18 protein-coding genes and 2 tRNA genes are annotated in these 18,017 nt (G+C 39.9%); 1 reads left to right on the top strand and 19 read right to left on the bottom strand.

The window, feature by feature from the left end; translation table 11 throughout:
- Nucleotides 1-194: 194 nt before the first annotated feature.
- The 14 genes from IEV27_RS00685 to IEV27_RS00620 all read right to left on the bottom strand — a co-directional run bounded on the left by IEV27_RS00685 (nucleotide 195) and on the right by IEV27_RS00620 (nucleotide 12,279).
- Nucleotides 195-268 (bottom strand) — tRNA-Arg (locus IEV27_RS00685).
- A 23-nt stretch (nucleotides 269-291) separates the two neighbouring features.
- Nucleotides 292-365: transfer RNA gene (locus IEV27_RS00680), tRNA-Gly, on the bottom strand.
- 154 nt (nucleotides 366-519) lie between these two features.
- Nucleotides 520-1,044 carry a metallophosphoesterase gene (locus IEV27_RS00675; protein WP_188375538.1) on the bottom strand — a complete coding sequence of 175 codons (525 nt, stop codon included), beginning with the start codon at nucleotides 1,042-1,044 and terminating at the stop codon, nucleotides 520-522.
- A 12-nt stretch (nucleotides 1,045-1,056) separates the two neighbouring features.
- Complete coding sequence (locus IEV27_RS00670; protein ID WP_188375537.1) at nucleotides 1,057-1,653, bottom strand: XTP/dITP diphosphatase; 597 nt, start codon at nucleotides 1,651-1,653, stop codon at nucleotides 1,057-1,059.
- A 3-nt stretch (nucleotides 1,654-1,656) separates the two neighbouring features.
- Nucleotides 1,657-2,424 (bottom strand): ribonuclease PH, encoded by a 768-nt coding sequence (rph, locus tag IEV27_RS00665; RefSeq protein ID WP_188375536.1) that lies wholly within the window; start codon nucleotides 2,422-2,424, stop codon nucleotides 1,657-1,659.
- 118 nt (nucleotides 2,425-2,542) lie between these two features.
- A complete protein-coding gene (locus IEV27_RS00660) occupies nucleotides 2,543-3,610 on the bottom strand; it encodes a GerMN domain-containing protein (RefSeq protein WP_188375535.1) in 1,068 nt (355 codons plus the stop codon).
- Between the two features lie 84 nt (nucleotides 3,611-3,694).
- A complete protein-coding gene (gene racE, locus IEV27_RS00655; protein WP_188375534.1) occupies nucleotides 3,695-4,516 on the bottom strand; it encodes a glutamate racemase in 822 nt (273 codons plus the stop codon).
- Nucleotides 4,517-4,542: 26 nt separating this feature from the next.
- On the bottom strand, nucleotides 4,543-4,986 hold the full coding sequence (locus IEV27_RS00650; protein ID WP_188375533.1) for a MarR family winged helix-turn-helix transcriptional regulator: 444 nt from the start codon (nucleotides 4,984-4,986) through the stop codon (nucleotides 4,543-4,545).
- A 151-nt stretch (nucleotides 4,987-5,137) separates the two neighbouring features.
- Entirely contained in the window at nucleotides 5,138-5,362 is a 225-nt protein-coding gene (locus IEV27_RS00645) for a helix-turn-helix domain-containing protein (protein WP_101844523.1), read from the bottom strand.
- Between the two features lie 93 nt (nucleotides 5,363-5,455).
- On the bottom strand, nucleotides 5,456-6,103 hold the full coding sequence (locus tag IEV27_RS00640) for a response regulator transcription factor (protein ID WP_188375532.1): 648 nt from the start codon (nucleotides 6,101-6,103) through the stop codon (nucleotides 5,456-5,458).
- Entirely contained in the window at nucleotides 6,100-8,424 is a 2,325-nt protein-coding gene (locus IEV27_RS00635; protein WP_188375531.1) for a sensor histidine kinase, read from the bottom strand. Before IEV27_RS00635 ends, IEV27_RS00640 begins: the two co-directional genes overlap by 4 nt.
- A gap of 648 nt (nucleotides 8,425-9,072) precedes the next feature.
- On the bottom strand, nucleotides 9,073-9,837 hold the full coding sequence (gene sdhB / locus IEV27_RS00630; RefSeq protein WP_188375530.1) for a succinate dehydrogenase iron-sulfur subunit: 765 nt from the start codon (nucleotides 9,835-9,837) through the stop codon (nucleotides 9,073-9,075).
- A 15-nt stretch (nucleotides 9,838-9,852) separates the two neighbouring features.
- Nucleotides 9,853-11,604 carry a succinate dehydrogenase flavoprotein subunit gene (gene sdhA, locus IEV27_RS00625; protein WP_188375529.1) on the bottom strand — a complete coding sequence of 584 codons (1,752 nt, stop codon included), beginning with the start codon at nucleotides 11,602-11,604 and terminating at the stop codon, nucleotides 9,853-9,855.
- A gap of 54 nt (nucleotides 11,605-11,658) precedes the next feature.
- Nucleotides 11,659-12,279 (bottom strand): succinate dehydrogenase cytochrome b558 subunit, encoded by a 621-nt coding sequence (locus IEV27_RS00620; protein ID WP_188375528.1) that lies wholly within the window; start codon nucleotides 12,277-12,279, stop codon nucleotides 11,659-11,661.
- A 292-nt stretch (nucleotides 12,280-12,571) separates the two neighbouring features.
- On the opposite strand from IEV27_RS00620, the gene IEV27_RS00615 reads away from it, so the two are divergent.
- Nucleotides 12,572-13,009: a YslB family protein gene (locus tag IEV27_RS00615; RefSeq protein ID WP_229734778.1), complete on the top strand. Its 438-nt coding sequence runs from the start codon at nucleotides 12,572-12,574 to the stop codon at nucleotides 13,007-13,009.
- Nucleotides 13,010-13,024: 15 nt separating this feature from the next.
- On the opposite strand, the gene uvrC is transcribed toward IEV27_RS00615, so the two are convergent.
- The 5 genes from uvrC to IEV27_RS00590 all read right to left on the bottom strand — a co-directional run bounded on the left by uvrC (nucleotide 13,025) and on the right by IEV27_RS00590 (nucleotide 18,009).
- Nucleotides 13,025-14,818, bottom strand: coding sequence for an excinuclease ABC subunit UvrC (gene uvrC, locus IEV27_RS00610; RefSeq protein WP_188375526.1), 1,794 nt, complete (start codon nucleotides 14,816-14,818; stop codon nucleotides 13,025-13,027).
- Between the two features lie 115 nt (nucleotides 14,819-14,933).
- Nucleotides 14,934-15,248, bottom strand: a complete 315-nt coding sequence (gene trxA / locus IEV27_RS00605) for a thioredoxin (protein WP_082233655.1) — start codon at nucleotides 15,246-15,248, stop codon at nucleotides 14,934-14,936.
- A 188-nt stretch (nucleotides 15,249-15,436) separates the two neighbouring features.
- Nucleotides 15,437-16,417 carry an electron transfer flavoprotein subunit alpha/FixB family protein gene (locus tag IEV27_RS00600; protein WP_188375525.1) on the bottom strand — a complete coding sequence of 327 codons (981 nt, stop codon included), beginning with the start codon at nucleotides 16,415-16,417 and terminating at the stop codon, nucleotides 15,437-15,439.
- 27 nt (nucleotides 16,418-16,444) lie between these two features.
- Nucleotides 16,445-17,218 (bottom strand): electron transfer flavoprotein subunit beta/FixA family protein, encoded by a 774-nt coding sequence (locus tag IEV27_RS00595; protein ID WP_188375524.1) that lies wholly within the window; start codon nucleotides 17,216-17,218, stop codon nucleotides 16,445-16,447.
- 17 nt (nucleotides 17,219-17,235) lie between these two features.
- Nucleotides 17,236-18,009: an enoyl-CoA hydratase gene (locus IEV27_RS00590; RefSeq protein ID WP_188375523.1), complete on the bottom strand. Its 774-nt coding sequence runs from the start codon at nucleotides 18,007-18,009 to the stop codon at nucleotides 17,236-17,238.
- Between the last annotated feature and the right edge of the window lie 8 nt (nucleotides 18,010-18,017).

The following is an 18,017-nucleotide window of genomic DNA, read 5'->3' as shown; positions in this document are numbered from 1 at the left end:
ATTGGTCTCTTGAAGAACTTCCACAAATATAGATCTCCTTAAATAGTATAGTTAGTTTATTTTCACAAAAATTTATCTCTATTGTATCAAATCCCAGTATAGGACAGAAAATTGGTGTTAAGCTATTTATATATTAAAACAAGAAAAACGCTGAATCCCTTGATACACAAGAGATTCAGCGTTTTTGGAGTTAGCGTCCCAGGCAGGATTCGAACCTGCGACCCACAGCTTAGAAGGCTGTTGCTCTATCCAGCTGAGCTACTGGGACAAAAAATAGTATGTATATTGTAATGGAGCGGGTGAAGGGAATCGAACCCTCGTCATCAGCTTGGAAGGCTGAGGTTTTACCATTAAACTACACCCGCATTAAATAAAATTTCATTAGCCATGTTCTTTCATACCTCTTCTAAATGAAGCTGAAGCAGTGTTGTAAAATAATTATGTAATGCCCTGTTTTTTCGGACAAGAATAAGTATATAAATTTATTAGCTGTTTGTCAACAACCTCACAGCAAAGAATTTAATTCTTTGCTGTAAGTGATGTTTCCATTTTAAGCTCCGGCAATGGTTCGCCGTTTACATGATAAAATTGCAGGTTAACCTTATTTAAGTCTTCCCACTCTAGAATGGCATAGGTTGGCTCTTTACGGTCACGAGGAAGATGGGCACTTCCCGGGTTAATAAAAAGCTTGTTGTCAACCTTTTCTGCTCCTGCCATATGGGAGTGTCCAAAACATGCGACAGAGGCGCCCGTTTCTTCCGCCCGGTAGGATAGAGGCATCAGTGTGGATTTCACTTGATGCAAATGACCATGAACGACCAAAAAGGTTACATCCCCTACCGAAAAAACTTGTTCATTTTCCATTTCAGCTTCAAAATCACAGTTCCCTTTGGCATAGTAGAAACCTTTTAGTTCTTTAGAGTCCCAATCTAACTCAGAATCTCCACAGTGGATCATCGCATCTACGTCCTGGTGACGTTGTTTAACCTCAGAAATTTCATCAGTGAGTCCGTGAGTATCACTTATAATTAAAACTTTTGGCATGGTGATCACCTCTTAGGAAAGTTGTTGCAGCCATTGCTCTATCTTTACAATAGCATTTTTGCGATGACTGATCGAATTTTTTTCCTCTGCTGAATGCTCAGCCATCGTACGATTTGATCCTTTAGGAATAAAAATTGGATCGTATCCAAATCCTTCAGTACCGCGCGGGCAATTGGCAATTACCCCTTCACATGTTCCTCTTTTCACAAATGTCTCGTGATTTGGACGAGCGACAGCTACCGCACAAACGAATCTAGCTGTGCGTTCACTTTCTGGTACACCCTCCATCTGGCTAAGTACCTTCTCAAGGTTTTTTTGATCATTTTTCTCTTCGCCGGCATATCTTGCTGAGTAAATGCCTGGTTCCCCATTTAAAGCATCAATTTCTAATCCAGAGTCATCAGCCACGACAGGGATTTCATATTGGAAGGCTATAGCTTCAGCTTTAATTGCTGCATTCTCTTCAAAAGTATCCCCGTCTTCCACAATGTCCTTGATTGGTTCATTGAAGTCTAATAATGATTTTACCTCAATTCCATACTTAGAAAACATAGACCGAAATTCTGCCACTTTACCTTCGTTTTTAGTAGCTACGACAAGTTCCTTCATCAATTATTCACCTGCTACGCTGGAAGTTTGTTTACGATCGATTACTTCTGCCCATTTTCCAATCGCTTCTTTTTGTAAACCTACTAATTCATTTACCCCATTTTCAGCTAATGAGAGCATTTTTTGTAATTGATTCATTGAGAATGTGGCTTCTTCTCCTGTTCCTTGAAGCTCAACAAATTCTCCTTTGCCAGTCATGACTACATTCATATCAACCTCAGCTTTGCTGTCTTCTTCATAACAAAGGTCCAAGATTTCTTTTTCATTTTCAATGACGCCGACAGAAATTGCCGTTAGATAATCTTGTATTGGAAGCTCCTTAATCGTGCCTTTATCTACTAATTTCCCAAATGCTAAAACCACGGCCACAAACGCACCAGTGATCGATGCTGTTCTTGTGCCGCCGTCAGCTTGAATAACATCACAATCTACCCACAGCGTTCGTTCACCGATTTTATCAAGATCTACAACCGCCCGTAAGGAACGACCAATTAGCCGTTGAATTTCCATCGTACGGCCAGACACTTTTCCTTTTGATGATTCTCTTATGTTTCTTTGTTCCGTTGCTCTAGGAAGCATAGCGTATTCGGCTGTAATCCAACCTTTACCTTGTCCTCGAAGAAAAGGAGGTACACGATCTTCAACACTTGCGTTACATATAACTTTTGTATCCCCAAAGCTAATTAAAACGGAGCCCTCAGGGTGTTTTACATAGTCTGTCTCTATAGTAATTTTTCTTAAGTCATTATTTTCTCTTTGGTCACTTCTCATTAACGTTTCCTCCTTATGCAGTCAAGGTTCATCCTTGCTAATCTTAACATAATCGACTTCCGGTTTACAGAATCAAAAAAGAGCCACTATGTTTTAGAGTGGCTCTCCAGGAATAAAATTATAAGCCTTTCACTTTTGTCACATCATTTAACGTTACTGGTTCGCTTATTACTTCACCGGCTTCATTCAAAACTTCTTCTACACCTTCAACTTTGACTTGAACGGATTCAACGTCAGGTAAATTCGTTAGACTCATGACTAAGCTGGTTAGCGCCTCTTCAGAGAGAGCTTTCGTTTCTTCTCCAGTCAGCATAGCTTCATTGAAAGAAACAGTCAGCACACCTTCACTTAATTCAGTATCCATCACTTCAGCACCAGCATTAAAGGGCTGCAAAAGAGACGTACCAAGTTCCGGGCCATTAAGTAGCGATTGTACCACCGAAGTGTAAAGGTCGTCTTCACTAGTGACTCGTGTAGTAACTGGAACTTGGTAAACCTCTTGTCCATCCTGTTGAGAAGGATAGTAGACGGTTACAGGCTCACTATTGACTAAATCATTCACTGAACTTTCTTGATAGTTAATCCCGTCAGAGCGGGAAACCCCTTCAGAAATTGGGGTTCCACTCACAGGCATTGTCTCTTGCTCGTGCCCATTTATCCATAGCTTAATCCGATCTACTCCATCAAACTGTGTCAGTGTATACGTCATCGCTTGAAGAATTTTTTCTTCTTCTTCCGCTTCGTATTCTTCAAATTCTTGAGATACGTCTACGATCATCGTGCCATCGTCTTTCAGGTTCACTCCTTGTATTTGAGTACCAGCTGGAAGGACGGCTTGAAAACCTGATGGCAATAACTCTGTTACTGGTCCATCTTTCACTAAATATTCTAAAGCTTGTGCCGCCACTGTTTCAGACGCTGGTAGTTCAAGCGTTTGAGGAACGACCATTCCATTTGAATCAAGTAAATATAACTCTCTTTGTACAGTAGTTGATGTCTCTTCTTCTATGTCTTCTCCCTCATCATTCTCCATATTATCGCTAGTTACCTCTGTATTGGTTGCTTCTTCCTCAGGAGGTCCATCCATCTCCTCTAAGGATTGCTCCCCCTCAAACAGGCAGCCTGTCAGCAACCCAATACTTATAAAAGCAATAATAGATAAGGGCTTAATCCCCCATGTTTTCATGCCTTTCCCTCCCATGATAGTTTGTACTATCATATATACGAGCTATTTGTGGGAATAGACCATGCACAAATAAAAAACTCCGCATTAGTTAGCGGAGCTTTGCTTTGTATCAAGATTAACACGTTCTAATATTTGAATAGGGGCCTCAAACCAACGATTGGCTATGTTCCGAAATTTCTCCATATTACCTGTAGTGTAAAATTCATGGGTTGGCAGTATATTCCCTTGTTCAAGCAAACCGTGATAAGCTAATATTAAACTCGCTTCCCGGGCTGTCTCTTCCCCTGAACTAATCACTTGAATAGCTGGTCCCATCTCAGTTTGGACTAAATGTTTAATGAGTGGATAATGGGTACAGCCAAGGATTAATGTATCCATCTCATTTTTATTCTTTAAAGGCTGTAATGTTTCTGCCACGATCTTTTCAGCTTCATTCCCCGATAAAATACCGTTTTCAATCATGGGAACAAAAGGAGGACAAGCTAATCCATCCACTGAAATAGAATGGTCAATCGCTTTTAATGTTCTTGGATAAGCTTCACTGCTTATGGTACCTTCTGTCCCAATTACACCAATCTGTTTGTTTTGACTGCTTTTAATGGCTGCTCGTGCACCCGGCTCAATCACACCAATCACCGGTATAGACAATGTCGATTGAAGTTCCTGCAGGGTATAAGCTGTTGCTGTATTACAGGCTACGATTAACATTTTAATATCTTTTTCTAATAAATAATGGACCATTTGCCACGTATAGCGTTTCACCTGTTCTTTAGGACGAGGACCATAAGGACAGCGCTGAGTATCACCTAAGTAAATAAACTTTTCTTTAGGTAACTGTCTCATTAGTTCTCTTGCTACTGTAAGTCCGCCGACGCCTGAATCAATAACTCCAATTGGCTGTCGCAATTCAACCCCTCTTTTCGTTGTTGTTTCTACTTAGATGTCTCCAACATATTTTCATGCAAAAGGCTTAATAATTTATTAAGTGTTTCCACGTCCTCTTTTGGCATGTCGTTAAGCACACCCTGGAGGTACTCTTGTCGCTTTTCTATCACCTCGTGTATAATTTGTTTTCCTTTATTTAAAACGTGAATACGGACGACGCGGCGATCTTTAGGATCACGCACACGTTCAACTAAAGCATTCTTCTCCATTCGATCTACTAAATCTGTCGTTGTGCTGCACGCTAAATGAATGTGATTAGAAAGTTCTCCAATCGTTAGATCGCCTTTTTCTAATAACCATTGGAGCGCAACGAACTGAGGGGCAGTAATCGGATAATGGTCTAAAATCTCTCTACCCTTCTGTTTGATAATTCCTGCTATGTACCTTAATTCTTTTTCAATATCAGCAATAGTAGATGATGGATGTGACACATAAAGCACTCCTCGCAAATTAGTCTATTCCTTATATTCTCACTGTTTTTTCTCCATAATTCAAGGTAAACTTCATAAAAATGAAAATCCTCCCAGGCATGAAAATATAAGCTTCCAATGCCTGAAAGGTTTTCTACGACGTCTTATTCCGCTAAAGTTTAAGTTCACCCATACGTAGTAACTCCACTACTGCTTGAGATCTCCCTTTTACGCCTAACTTTTGCATCGCATTAGAGATGTGATTCCTCACCGTTTTTTCCGAAATGAACAATTCTTCAGCAATTTCTTTCGTCGTCTTATCTTGCACTAAAAGCTCGAAAACCTCGCGCTCGCGTTTCGTAAGAATTTGTGCTGGCCTATAGCCCTCCTCCTTCACAAGCGTACCCCTCCTTGTTATCTAGAGCTTTATCGGAGGGAATTATTTAGTCATAATATCGTATGAAGGGAGGGATGGCCCTGTGCCGGTCGTTTACGTTTTAGACACTAGTCCTAGTTCTTGCGCTTTAAAAAGGGCTTCCGTTCGCGATTTTACAGACAGTTTATTAAATATTCCGGTAAGCGTGTATTCAACGCTTCGCTGTGACATATGAAGAGTTTGAGCGATTTCTCTATTGGTCAGACCTGAGGCGACTTCTTTTAGAATGGATTGTTCTTTCTCATTTAAAGATAAATTAATCCCCTCATTTTCCGAATGGTGGCTGACGCTAGCTTCAGAACGCCGCAGTTGCTTAAAAAGGTGCAGCGGAAGCACCACTTCATCACGAAGCGCACAACGAATCACATTGATAAGCTGTTCACTAGAGGCTGTTTTACTTACAAACCCGTTAATGTTCGCTTCAACCAACATATTAAAATGAGTACTCAGATCAAACCCCGTATAAATAAGGATAGCTAAATCCGGATGATGTTTACGTAATTTTTTTGCGAGATCGACCCCGCTCATTCCAGGCATATATAAATCAAGAAGCACGATGTCATACATATTGGAAGCTAACATCGCTTCCGCCTCTTCCGGTTGATCGATCACATCAACCTTCATATCTTCTTCCTGTTCCAGCATTGCTTTCGTCCCGGCCCCTACTGCAGGGTGGTCGTCTACAATTAATACTTGCGTCATACTGTTGCCTCCTTGCTAACGGTGTAAGGGAAGGAAATCGTTGATTTAAACCCTTTGCCCGGGGCAGTGTCTATCGTAAGACTTCCATTTAGACCATGCACACGTTGTTCGATACCCGATAAACCAATGTGGGAAAACAAGTCTCTTTGAAAAGAGTAATCCATACCTTGCCCATCATCAGAGTAAATAAGAGTAACCCCTTCGTGATCATTCGCAAGGCTTAATTTAACAATTTTCGCTTCCGAATGTTTCATGGCATTCGATAATAGCTCTTGCACGATTCGAAAAATGGCCAGGACCCTTTCTTGATCCAAGTCTGCATGAAAGCCTTCATGTGTAAAATAAACGGTAAAGTTCGAACGTAACTGATATTGTTCAATTAAGTCTTCCAATGCATGAACTAATCCTAATTCTTCAATAAAAGCAGGACGCAGTTCATTACATGTCTCTCTAATGAGATGGATACTATCTAAAATGGATTCTTTGAACATGTTTAACTCAGAGTTTAACGTTTTCGGTAAATCTTTGCGCTTACCGATCAAATCATCCATTCTCCTGTATAAATAAAGCTGTTCTTGTAATACAGTATCATGAAGATCGATAGAAAGCTGTTTTCTTTGGTTCTCTGCAATGGAAAATAATAGTCGCGACAACCACGCTGGATACTGCTGTGTTTGATCGCTTCTTAAAGTTCTGAGTTCCTTAAGAAGATCTTCGATGAGGTTCATATTTTCAATAGCGATATTGGCATTGTGAGAAATCGTTTGTAAATACGTTTTTTCATCACGATTTAAGGTAGTGAAGTCTTTTTTACCTCTACACCAGAGCATTGTAATTTTTTCTAATGAGTATCCTACTATAACGCCAAAGCCTTTTTCAGTTTCAATAATCGATCCAATATCATAACTATGAGTAGAAAAATATTTCTCAAAATGATCTAATATATCTTCAGGAATAGGGTCATACACACAATACAACGTTTTTTTGTTATGTTTCGAATAAATATAGATGTCACGCACATTTAAAACATTGCTAATTTCATTTCTTAGCACTTTCATTAAATCCACCGCATTCGTTTGATCTTTCATATTTTTTGACATGCGGTGCATACTTTCTTGGTAACTGTAGCGTGCTGCAAATAGATATTGCTGCAGCTTAAAGTCCAGCACTTCTTTAATTGAGAGAAAAAGAATAAGAATCACATTGATCACGATAAAAATCTCAAAATAATAAACAAACGATAACGATTGATTTAAAATAATAGAGAGCGCAATGGTAATTAAAAGACTCGGTACCACTGATAATAATACGTAATACCTTAACCTTCCCATATAGAAGTTAATATCTATTAACTGCTCTCGAGTAACCAGGTACATAAACGTTACAGGCAGAGCAATGAGAAACGAGGCTGCAAATTCTATAGGAATCAATTTAACTCCTATGGATAATGCAGGGATAAGGTAAAGGGAAATATAAGGAAGGAATGCAATCGTCATTCCAATACATACATATTTAAACAACGTACGATATGAATCATTCCTGTGTAAATAAAGCCCTCGGTAAATAATGAAAAACAAGACACTATATAGACCTAACAACAGTATTCGTGGAATATGGTAAATAAATGTCGGATATTGCCCGCTCATTAAAAATATACTTTCAACAATAGTAACAATCCCTACCATCCAATAAAGGGCATAATACCATCGTTTAGAGAACCAGAAGATGCCAAGTTCTGAAAAATACTTGTATAAGAAATGAATTAAAATCACTATAGAGATTAAGAAAAGAAACGTGTTTAAAAACACGCTATACATATTATCCCTTACAGCTCCGCTATTGCTAATGTAGCCCAAACCAATGGTTAGAAAAAAGAGCATGAGTAAATGTACGGAATAGCGGCGATCAACCTTTTGATACACAAGATGAGAAATCCAGAGCACACCTATCAAAAACAATACTGGAATAATAACAAAGAATATCCAGTGAGTAGCTGAAGTCTGCTCAATGCCGTTATAAGATAAACGCGTCCCCTCATCTTCTAAAGTAAAAGAATTCGCATTTTCAAGGTTTTGAAACATTGTAATAGAATAGTGCTGTTCGGGTGCTTCCCCGTTCACAGATTCAATCGTGGCACCAACGGGTACATTCTCTTTATCCGCCCAACTGTCCCCATTTATTTTAGAAATAATCCAATCGTCTTCTTTCTGGACCACTTCAATTCCTAGAAATGGCTGGGTGATAGAAATAAATGTAATATAACTTGCAGATCCTAAAATAAATAAAAGAATTAATAGTTCTTTTTTATTAATTGAAGCCATTCGTACTCCACCTTTTAACTTGTGAATCCCTTCTATTATACTACTCACATCAAGTGCGACAACCCTTTTCTCCCATAAAAAAATACCTCCGCTAAATCGCAAAGATAGCTTTACAGTTTGTAGAGAAACTTTAGGTGTCTCTACATTTTTTTCCCATGTGTAAGGTTCTTTCCTTTGATAGAATAAAGGGTTTTAGGAAACGACTCCCTTTCCAGGTGCGAATGGTGTGCCTCCTCAAGCTTAAGCCTTCCGGAGTCACACCTGATTCGTATCTCCCTTAGGAGTCTCGCCGTTTCCTAAAATCCTTTTTTAATAATCGATCATTTTTAAAAAATAATCTGTGCACTTACGGAAACAGAGTTTGCAGCCGGGCATTCAATCTACGATGGTTCCAAACCCCAATTTGATAAAAGGAATGGAAAAAGTGACGACTCCTTCGGGACGAGCAGACAGGAAAGACACCGGAGGTCTCAGACCGAGGAGACTTTCCATCTTGCCCCGTGGAAAGCGGCGCTTTTCCCTGTTCCTTTTCACCAGGCAACTATGAAGGAACCATAATCTAATACCCTACTCTATCCGTCAAAGCTTTTTCAACAACCTAAAAAAATACCTCTGCTAAATCGCAGAGGTATTTTTTTATTCTTACTATTACACGCGCTGGTCACTTCCAAAAAAGCTTTTAAATGATTCGATTGCCGTATCACGGTTTAAGGCTGCAATAGACGTTGTTAGAGGAATCCCCTTAGGACAAGACTCTACACAGTTTTGAGCGTTACCGCATCCCATTAAGCCTTCTTCATCCATAATGGTTTGCAATCGTTCACTCTTATTCATGGCTCCTGTTGGATGTGAGTTAAACAGACGTACTTGAGAAAGAGGGGCTGGACCAATAAAGTCAGACTTACTATTTACATTCGGGCAGGCTTCTAAGCATACGCCGCAAGTCATGCATTTAGAAAGTTCATAAGCCCATTGACGTTTACTTTCGGGCATTTTAGGTCCTGGACCTAAATCGTGAGTTCCATCAATGGGAACCCAAGCTTTCACCTTTTTCAATGAATCGAACATACGGCTGCGATCTACAGCTAGGTCACGCATTACCGGGAATGTTGTCATCGGAGCCAAACGAATTGGCTGCTCTAATTTATCCACTAGAGCTGTACATGATTGTCTGGGGGAACCATTGATAACCATCGAACAAGCTCCACATACTTCTTCTAAACATCCCATATCCCAGTACACAGGAGTAGTTGATTTTCCATCTGCATTCACTGGGTTACGGCGTATCTCCATTAAAGCAGAAATAACGTTCATATTCTTACGATAAGGAATCTCAAAGGTTTCCTCATACGGCTGGGATTCCGGATCGTCCTGACGAGTGATAATAAACGTTATCGATTTATCTTCGCTCATGATGATGGACCTCCTTTATTTGCTCTTCGAGTAATCACGTTTACGAGGCTCAATTAGACTCGTGTCTACTGGATCGTAACGGAAAACTGGTTTATTATTTTCTTTGTCATAACTAGCAACAGTAGTTTTCAACCATTCTTCATCATTACGGTCAGGAAACGCTGGTTTATAATGAGCTCCACGACTTTCGTTACGGTTATACGCTCCTTGAGTGACTACGCGGGCAAGCTGAAGCATATTCCATAACTGGCGAGTAAACATCGCACCTTGGTTACTCCATCTTGATGTATCATTAATGTTAATCCGTTGATAACGTTCCATTAACTCCACAATCTTCTCATCGGTTTGAAGAAGCTTCTCATTATCCCGAACAACCGTCACATTATCGGTCATCCATTCACCTAATTCTTTATGAAGCTGGTAAGCATTCTCGTCGCCGTCCATATTCATAATCGCTTCGAATTTTTCCTGCTCTTCCTTAACCTTTTGGTCAAACAAAGCTGACGTCATCTCATCAGAAATCGTTTCCAAGTCTTCCGTATACTTCACGGCATTAGGGCCGGCTACCATTCCGCCATAAATAGAAGATAATAGAGAGTTTGCTCCCAAACGGTTTGCTCCATGCTGACTGTAATCGCACTCACCTGCAGCAAAAATGCCCGGGATATTTGTCATTTGATCAAAATCAACCCACATGCCGCCCATCGAATAGTGAACAGCTGGGAAGATCTTCATCGGAACTTTCCTTGGGTCTTCTCCTACAAATTTTTCATAGATTTCGATGATACCGCCAAGTTTTACATCTAGTTCTTTAGGATCTTTGTGTGATAAATCAAGATAAACCATGTTTTCTCCGTTGATCCCCAACTTCTGGTTCACGCAGACATCGAAGATTTCACGTGTTGCAATATCTCGCGGTACAAGGTTTCCGTAAGCCGGATATTTCTCTTCTAAGAAGTACCATGGCTCTCCATCTTTATAAGTCCATACTCGTCCACCTTCACCACGAGCAGATTCACTCATTAAACGAAGCTTATCATCTCCTGGAATAGCTGTCGGGTGGATTTGAATAAACTCCCCGTTCGCATAATCAACACCTTGCTGGTACAAGGCAGCAGCAGCTGAACCTGTATTAATAACTGAGTTTGTTGATTTTCCGAAGATAATCCCTGGACCACCAGTCGCCATAATCACGGCATCTGCTGGAAATGCTTTAATCTCATGGTTGCTTAAGTTTTGACCTACAACACCACGTCCTACCCCTTTATCATCAATAATGGCGGATAGGAACTCCCAATTTTCATACTTGGTTACAAGACCATTCACCTCGTGACGACGAACTTGTTCGTCTAAAGCGTAGAGCAGCTGCTGGCCAGTAGTTGCTCCGGCAAATGCTGTTCTATGGTGTTGCGTACCTCCGAAGCGGCGAAAATCAAGAAGCCCTTCCGGTGTACGGTTAAACATAACACCCATACGATCTAATAAGTGGATAATACCTGGCGCCGCATCACACATTGCTTTAACTGGCGGCTGGTTTGCTAAGAAATCTCCTCCATATACCGTATCATCAAAGTGTTCCCAAGGTGAATCTCCTTCACCTTTTGTATTAACGGCACCGTTAATACCACCTTGTGCACAAACAGAGTGAGAGCGCTTAACAGGCACTACTGAGAGCAAGTCAACATGAACACCTTGCTCTGCTGCTTTAATTGTTGCCATCAGGCCTGCAAGACCTCCACCAACAATTACTATATTTCGATTACTCATAATTAATGCTCACTCCCTTGACTTTCTCTATCGCGTTTCAGTGCAATGAAACTTTTAAACTCCGTAGGCAAATTGAATTAATGTACGTACACCTACGTAGGAAATAGCAACAAATACAATAATGCTCACATAAGTCATGATTTGTTGTGAACGTGGTGAAACTGTAATACCCCAGCTTACAAAGAAGGACCATAGGCCATTAGAGAAGTGGAACGTAGTGGAGATTACCCCTACTATGTAGAACCAGAAAAAGAATGGATCAGTAAGGATGCCTTCCATCAACTGATAGTTCAATTCTGCCCAGCCAAATCCAATCGCTATACGAGTTTCCCACACGTGCCACGCAATGAAAATGAGCGTTATGATACCTGTGAATCTTTGTAACATAAACATCCAGTTTCTAAAGTGACCAAAGGTCTTCAGATTACTTTTAGCCGTGAATGCAATGTATACTCCATAAATGGAGTGAAACAACAGTGGTAAGAAGATAATAAAAATCTCCAGAACGTAACGATACGGTAAGCTCTCCATAAAATGAGCTGCCGAGTTAAACGCTTCTGGGCCACGTGTTGCAAAAAAGTTCACAGTTAAGTGCTGGATTAGGAATATTCCGATTGGGACTACCCCTAATAGTGAATGTAATCTTCGGTTAACGTATCCGCGTGTTCCTGCCATGTTTACCCCCCTCAAGATGATTGCAAAATATAATGATGCACACTTTTCAGTCAGTTAAGCGCTTTTATAAGCGAATAAAAAAGATAGGAAATCCCCATGTTTCCTTTTTCAAAACTGCTAAATGTACAATTTGTGACACGTTTATTGTACTTCTATCGAGTAATACCGTCAAGAAAACCTGTTCATAAATTCAGGAAATGAAGCATTTATCACAATTCCTTAAAATGTATGAAATACTATTGCGAGTTTTTCTTTTTCAAGCGATAATAATGGGTAGAAAGGAATGAGCGTCATGAAAGATACAGCTAAGTTATCAACAGAAAATATTTCATCGCTAGTTGCTACCGGAGCGGGCTTCGATTTATTGCGATATTATACTTTGCCAGACTTTCTTGGTAAAGATGCTCCTTACCTGCTTTATTTTATGGGCAAGAATATTGCTCGCGAAACGACAATAGAAACGTTTGAAGAATTATATGAATTCTTTCAATACATGGGTTGGGGCGAACTTCAGCTAAAAAAAGAAAAAAGAAGAGAATTAGTTTTTCACCTGCAGGGTCACATTGTAGAGAAAAGGCTAAACCAAAAAATTTTCCCCGTAGATTTTAGACTGGAATGCGGATTTCTTGCAGAAACTGCACAATCGATAACCGGAGATACATATGAATGCATGGAAGAAGTACTAACGAAAGAAAACATAATTGAAATCACAGCAACAAAAGAAAAATAAAAAAAGAGCCAGCTGTTATTCATCAGCTGGCTCTTCTTCTTGATTTAAAGCGTCTAATATTGTTTGAGCTACTGGCGTAGGCACCCCCAGCTTAGTTAAATCGTCTGGAGAAGCCTCTTTGATTTCTTTAATAGACTTAAAGTGGCGTAATAATAATCTTCTACGCTTTTGACCAACTCCTGGAATTTGATCCAGTTCTGATTGAATGGCTCCTTTGCCTCTAAGCTGTCTGTGGAATGATATAGCAAAACGGTGAACTTCATCTTGAATCCGCTGGACGAGATAAAATTCTTGAGAGTTACGCTCTAGATCTACAATCACCGGAGGGGACCCATAAAGTAATTCACTCGTTTTGTGTTTGTCGTCTTTTGCTAATCCACAAAGTGGAATTTCAAGCCCAAGCTCATTTTCCAACACATCTAAGGCTGCTGTCATTTGTCCTTTGCCTCCATCGACGACAATTAAATCTGGCAGCGGGAGCTTCTCTTTTAAAACGCGTGTATAGCGTCTTCTAATAACCTCTCTCATCGTGTCATAGTCATCCGGTCCTTGCACATTTTTCACTTTGTATTTACGGTATTCTTTTTTATTCGGCTTGCCATCTATAAACGCTACCATGGCTGAAACAGGATCGGCTCCTTGGATATTCGAGTTATCAAAGGCCTCAATTCGGTGAGGTGTTTCTATATTTAACTTTTCTCCAAGTGTTTCCACGGCTTTTATCGTTCGCTCTTCGTCTCTTTCTATCAAAGCAAACTTCTCTTCTAATGAAATTTCTGCGTTCTTCATAGCTAACTGCACAAGCTCTTTCTTACGTCCACGCATTGGTATGACTACTTTTGAATCTACCACGCCTTCTAGAACTTCTGTATTCGTTCCTACAGGTACTAGCATTTCTTTCGGATATGGGTGGTTTTGATGCAAGTAAAATCGTCCAATATAACTTAAGAACGTATCTTCAGGGTCATCAAAAAATGGAAATAAAGCTACATCGCGCTCAATTAGCTTTCCTTGACGTATAAAAAATACTTGAACGCACATCCAACCTTTATTGTAAGAGTATCCAAACACATCACGGTCTACTTGATCATTCATCGTCATTTTCTGCTGCTCCATAACAGATTCGATATGTTCAATTTGATCACGGTATTCTTTTGCTCTTTCAAAATCCAGTTTTTCTGAAGCTTCGTGCATTTTATTTTTCAAATCATTCTTTATCTCTTTGTGTCCCCCTCCTAAAAAGGAGGTTATGCTTTGAACAATATCCTGATTGGTTTCTTTAGATACGTGGAATTCACACGGTCCAAGGCATTGGTGCATGTGGTAATATAAGCAAACGCGATCGGGCATGGTATTACATTTTCGGAGTGGATATAATCGATCTAACAACTTCTTTGTTTCTCTTGCTGCAATAACATTTGGATAAGGACCGAAGTATTTCCCTTTATCTTTTTTCACTTTACGAGTAACAATCAGCTTCGGATGACGTTCAGAAGTTACTTTTAAGTATGGATAAGTTTTATCATCCTTCAGCATTACATTGTACTTAGGGTCATGCTTCTTAATTAAATTCATTTCTAAGATTAATGCTTCAATCTCTGAAGTCGTCACTATATACTCAAAGTCTGTTATCTCCTGCACAAGGCGCTGCGTCTTCCCATCATGAGCTCCAGTAAAATATGATCTCACTCTATTTTTTAACACTTTAGCTTTCCCTACATAGATAATGGTATTGTGTCTATCTTTCATCAAATAGCAGCCCGGCTGTCCAGGTAGTACAGCCAGCTTTTCTTTAATATTGTTATTCATGGTTGTACACCCCGCTCTCCTAGAGGTTCTTATAGAAAAGGTACCACATTTAGGAAATGTTATACAGCAAAAAGCCACGCTGCTTAGCAGCGTGGCCTTGTAATGTTCATTAAGATTAGGAATGCTTTGTAATTAATTCAGCTAGCGCTTCTTTTGGTTGGAAGCCTATTACTTGATCTACTACTTTACCATCTTTGAAAAGCAGTAACGTAGGGATACTCATTACCCCGAACTTACTTGCCGTTTCTTGGTTTTCGTCTACATCAAGTTTAACAATCTTAACTTGATCACTCATTTCCTCATCAAGCTCTTCAAGTACTGGAGCAATCATTTTACAAGGGCCGCACCAAGGTGCCCAAAAATCTGCAAGGACTAAGCCTTCGCCAGTTTCTTCTGTAAAGTTTTGATCTGTTGCTTTAACAAGTGCCATTATAAAAAACCTCCTCGTTCTTTTAGTCTTTACAAAGTATATCACTTTCTATTTTAACTGACTAACAATTTGTTTATGCGACAAAAGCAGAAGCTAACGAAAGAAAAACATCCATTAAAACATTCTTAAAATAGAAAAGGCTAAAGCAGATACACTCCTACTTTAACCTTTTTTATTCGAGCTAAAACTTACGCGTTTACCTTCATTTGCTTAATCTCTTCAATCAGTTTTGGTACGACATCAAATAAATCTCCTACAATACCGTAATCTGCAACGTTGAAAATATTGGCTTCTGGATCTTTATTAATGGCAACAATGACTTTCGAATTAGACATTCCTGCTAAGTGTTGAATGGCTCCTGAGATGCCACAAGCAATGTAAAGATCTGGTGTAACTACTTTTCCTGTTTGACCAATTTGCAAGGAATAATCACAGTAACCCGCATCACACGCTCCACGAGAAGCCCCAACTGTACCTCCTAGAACTTCGGCAAGCTGTTCTAACGGCTCAAAGCCTTCCTCACTTTTCACACCGCGTCCCCCAGCTATAATGACTTTTGCTTCTGATAGATCCACACCATCCGAAGACTTACGAATAATGTCTTTAATAATGGTACGAATATTACCGACTTCTACGCTTTTCTCTGTAACCTCTCCCATGCGAGAATCATCTCGCTGACCAGCCGGAATATTATTCGGGCGGATCGTCGCAAAAATAATACCGTCAGTGATCTCTTTCTTTTCAAATGCTTTACCAGAGTAAATCGGTCTCGTAAATACAATCTTTCCGTCTTCTGCCACAACTTCTGTAGCATCTGAAATCAGCCCTGATTCCAATCTGCTGGCAAGCTTAGGTGTTATATCCTTACCAATAGAAGTATGTCCCATGACGATCCCTTCAGGAGATTCATCATCAATCACGGCTTGTAGAGCTTGGCCGTATCCATCGGATGTATACGTTTTCAAATTTTCGTTTGCTACAGTAGTTACACGGTCAGCACCATAATAAATCATTTCTTTACCCATTTCTTCTAACTGCCCTTCACCACACAGAACACCAACTACTTCTCCACCATCACTAATAATATTCGCTGCTGCGATTGCTTCAAATGTTACATTTCTTAGCGTACCTTCACGAGCTTCACCTATTACCAATACTTTTTTACTCATTATAAGTCTCCTTTCCGAAAAACTTTCTTAAAGAACTTTAGCTTCTGATTTTAATAGCGATACTAATTCTTTTACTTGATCATCCGTTTCTCCTTCAAGTACCTTACCTGCTTGCTTTTCCGGAGGCAAGAAGATTTCAGTCGTTCTCGTCTTAGCTTCCACCTCATCTTCATCCAAATCTAAGTCGTCAATTTCAAGTTCTTCTAATGGTTTCTTTTTCGCTTTCATAATACCTGGTAAAGAAGGATAGCGAGGTTCATTTAATCCTTGCTGGCACGTCACTATAAGTGGCAAGGTCGTTTCTACTTTTTCAACGTCACCTTCCACATCGCGTTCGATTTGAACGTCACTGCCATCAATTTCAATACTTGTAATTGTTGTTACACAAGGCATATTCAATCGTTCAGCCAGCCGGGGTCCTACCTGTCCGCTCGCTTCATCGATGGCCACATTACCACCAAGGATGAGATCCACTTCTTTGTCTTCAAAGAAGGCCTCCAAAATTTTTACGGTTGTAAATTGATCACCTTCCTCGAGATCATCTTCCGTGTTCACTAAGACAGCTTTATCCGCGCCCATAGCTAAAGCTGTTCGCAGCTGTTTCTCCGCATCTTCTTCGCCAATTGTAACAACGGTCACCTCTCCACCGTGAACATCACGCAAGTTAATTGCTTCTTCTACCGCATACTCATCGTAAGGATTAATGATAAATTCAGCACCATCATCATCAATTCTTCCATTGTTTATAGAAATTTTCTCTTCCGTATCAAATGTTCTTTTTAGCAGTACATAAATGTTCATTGCTATTCCCTCCTAAACTATTGATCCTTAAATTCGGGTTTTCTTTTTTCGATGAAAGCTTGCACACCCTCGCGCGCATCTTCATTTTTAAAAACATCGCCAAAGGCTTCTGCTTCCTTCTTAATTCCATCTTTTAATTGAGTCGTATACGCATAAGGAATTAAGTTCATCACCTGTTTAATGGTTGGCCCACTCTTAGAAGCGATAAGATGTGCAGTTTTTTCAGCTTCTTGTAATAGGCTGTCATTACTGAAACTTTGGTTAGCTAAGCCAACTTTAACAGCCTCTTCACCTGATATTGGCACTCCCGTTAAAATCATTTCATAAGCTTTAGCGGCTCCTACGTGCCTAGGCAGCCTCTGAGTACCTGCAAACCCAGGAATAATTCCAAGGTTTAGCTCAGGCAGACCAAGTTTTGCATCATCAGCTACATAACGAATATGGCAGGCCATAGCGAGCTCTAGTCCGCCCCCTAACGCAGCTCCATGAATAGCTGCGATAATTGGAATATGAAAATGTTCAATTCGATCAAACAGTTCCTGCCCCTTACCGGCTAATCCACCTGAATCTGAGGAACTTTGAAAAGATGTAAATTCTTTAATATCAGCTCCAGCTGAAAAGAATTTCCCTTCACCTTTTAGTAAAATGGCTTTAATTTCTTTATTCTTTTCAATACTATCTAATTCAATTGATAAATCATTTAATATCGAACTGGAAAGTGCATTTGCTGGCGGGCTCTGGATCGTGATGGTTGCTACGTTTCCAGTTGTTTCAACGTGTAAAGTAGACAAACTTTATC

The organism is Halobacillus andaensis (assembly GCF_014636475.1).
Taxonomy (GTDB): Bacteria; Bacillota; Bacilli; order Bacillales; family Halobacillaceae; genus Halobacillus_A; species Halobacillus_A andaensis.
This window is presented reverse-complemented; position numbering and strand designations above follow the sequence as displayed.

Coding starts and splice junctions, on each gene's coding strand:
- IEV27_RS00635 (WP_188375531.1), bottom strand. CDS start 8,424: ATGGCTTCAATTAATAAAAAAGAACTATTAATTCTTTTATTTATTTTA.
- sdhA (WP_188375529.1), bottom strand. CDS start 11,604: ATGAGTAATCGAAATATAGTAATTGTTGGTGGAGGTCTTGCAGGCCTG.
- sdhB (WP_188375530.1), bottom strand. CDS start 9,837: ATGAGCGAAGATAAATCGATAACGTTTATTATCACTCGTCAGGACGAT.
- rph (WP_188375536.1), bottom strand. CDS start 2,424: ATGAGAAGTGACCAAAGAGAAAATAATGACTTAAGAAAAATTACTATA.
- uvrC (WP_188375526.1), bottom strand. CDS start 14,818: ATGAATAACAATATTAAAGAAAAGCTGGCTGTACTACCTGGACAGCCG.
- IEV27_RS00675 (WP_188375538.1), bottom strand. CDS start 1,044: ATGCCAAAAGTTTTAATTATAAGTGATACTCACGGACTCACTGATGAA.
- IEV27_RS00620 (WP_188375528.1), bottom strand. CDS start 12,279: ATGGCAGGAACACGCGGATACGTTAACCGAAGATTACATTCACTATTA.
- IEV27_RS00640 (WP_188375532.1), bottom strand. CDS start 6,103: ATGACGCAAGTATTAATTGTAGACGACCACCCTGCAGTAGGGGCCGGG.
- IEV27_RS00600 (WP_188375525.1), bottom strand. CDS start 16,417: ATGAGTAAAAAAGTATTGGTAATAGGTGAAGCTCGTGAAGGTACGCTA.
- IEV27_RS00615 (WP_229734778.1), top strand. CDS start 12,572: ATGAAAGATACAGCTAAGTTATCAACAGAAAATATTTCATCGCTAGTT.
- IEV27_RS00595 (WP_188375524.1), bottom strand. CDS start 17,218: ATGAACATTTATGTACTGCTAAAAAGAACATTTGATACGGAAGAGAAA.
- IEV27_RS00660 (WP_188375535.1), bottom strand. CDS start 3,610: ATGAAAACATGGGGGATTAAGCCCTTATCTATTATTGCTTTTATAAGT.
- IEV27_RS00670 (WP_188375537.1), bottom strand. CDS start 1,653: ATGAAGGAACTTGTCGTAGCTACTAAAAACGAAGGTAAAGTGGCAGAA.
- trxA (WP_082233655.1), bottom strand. CDS start 15,248: ATGGCACTTGTTAAAGCAACAGATCAAAACTTTACAGAAGAAACTGGC.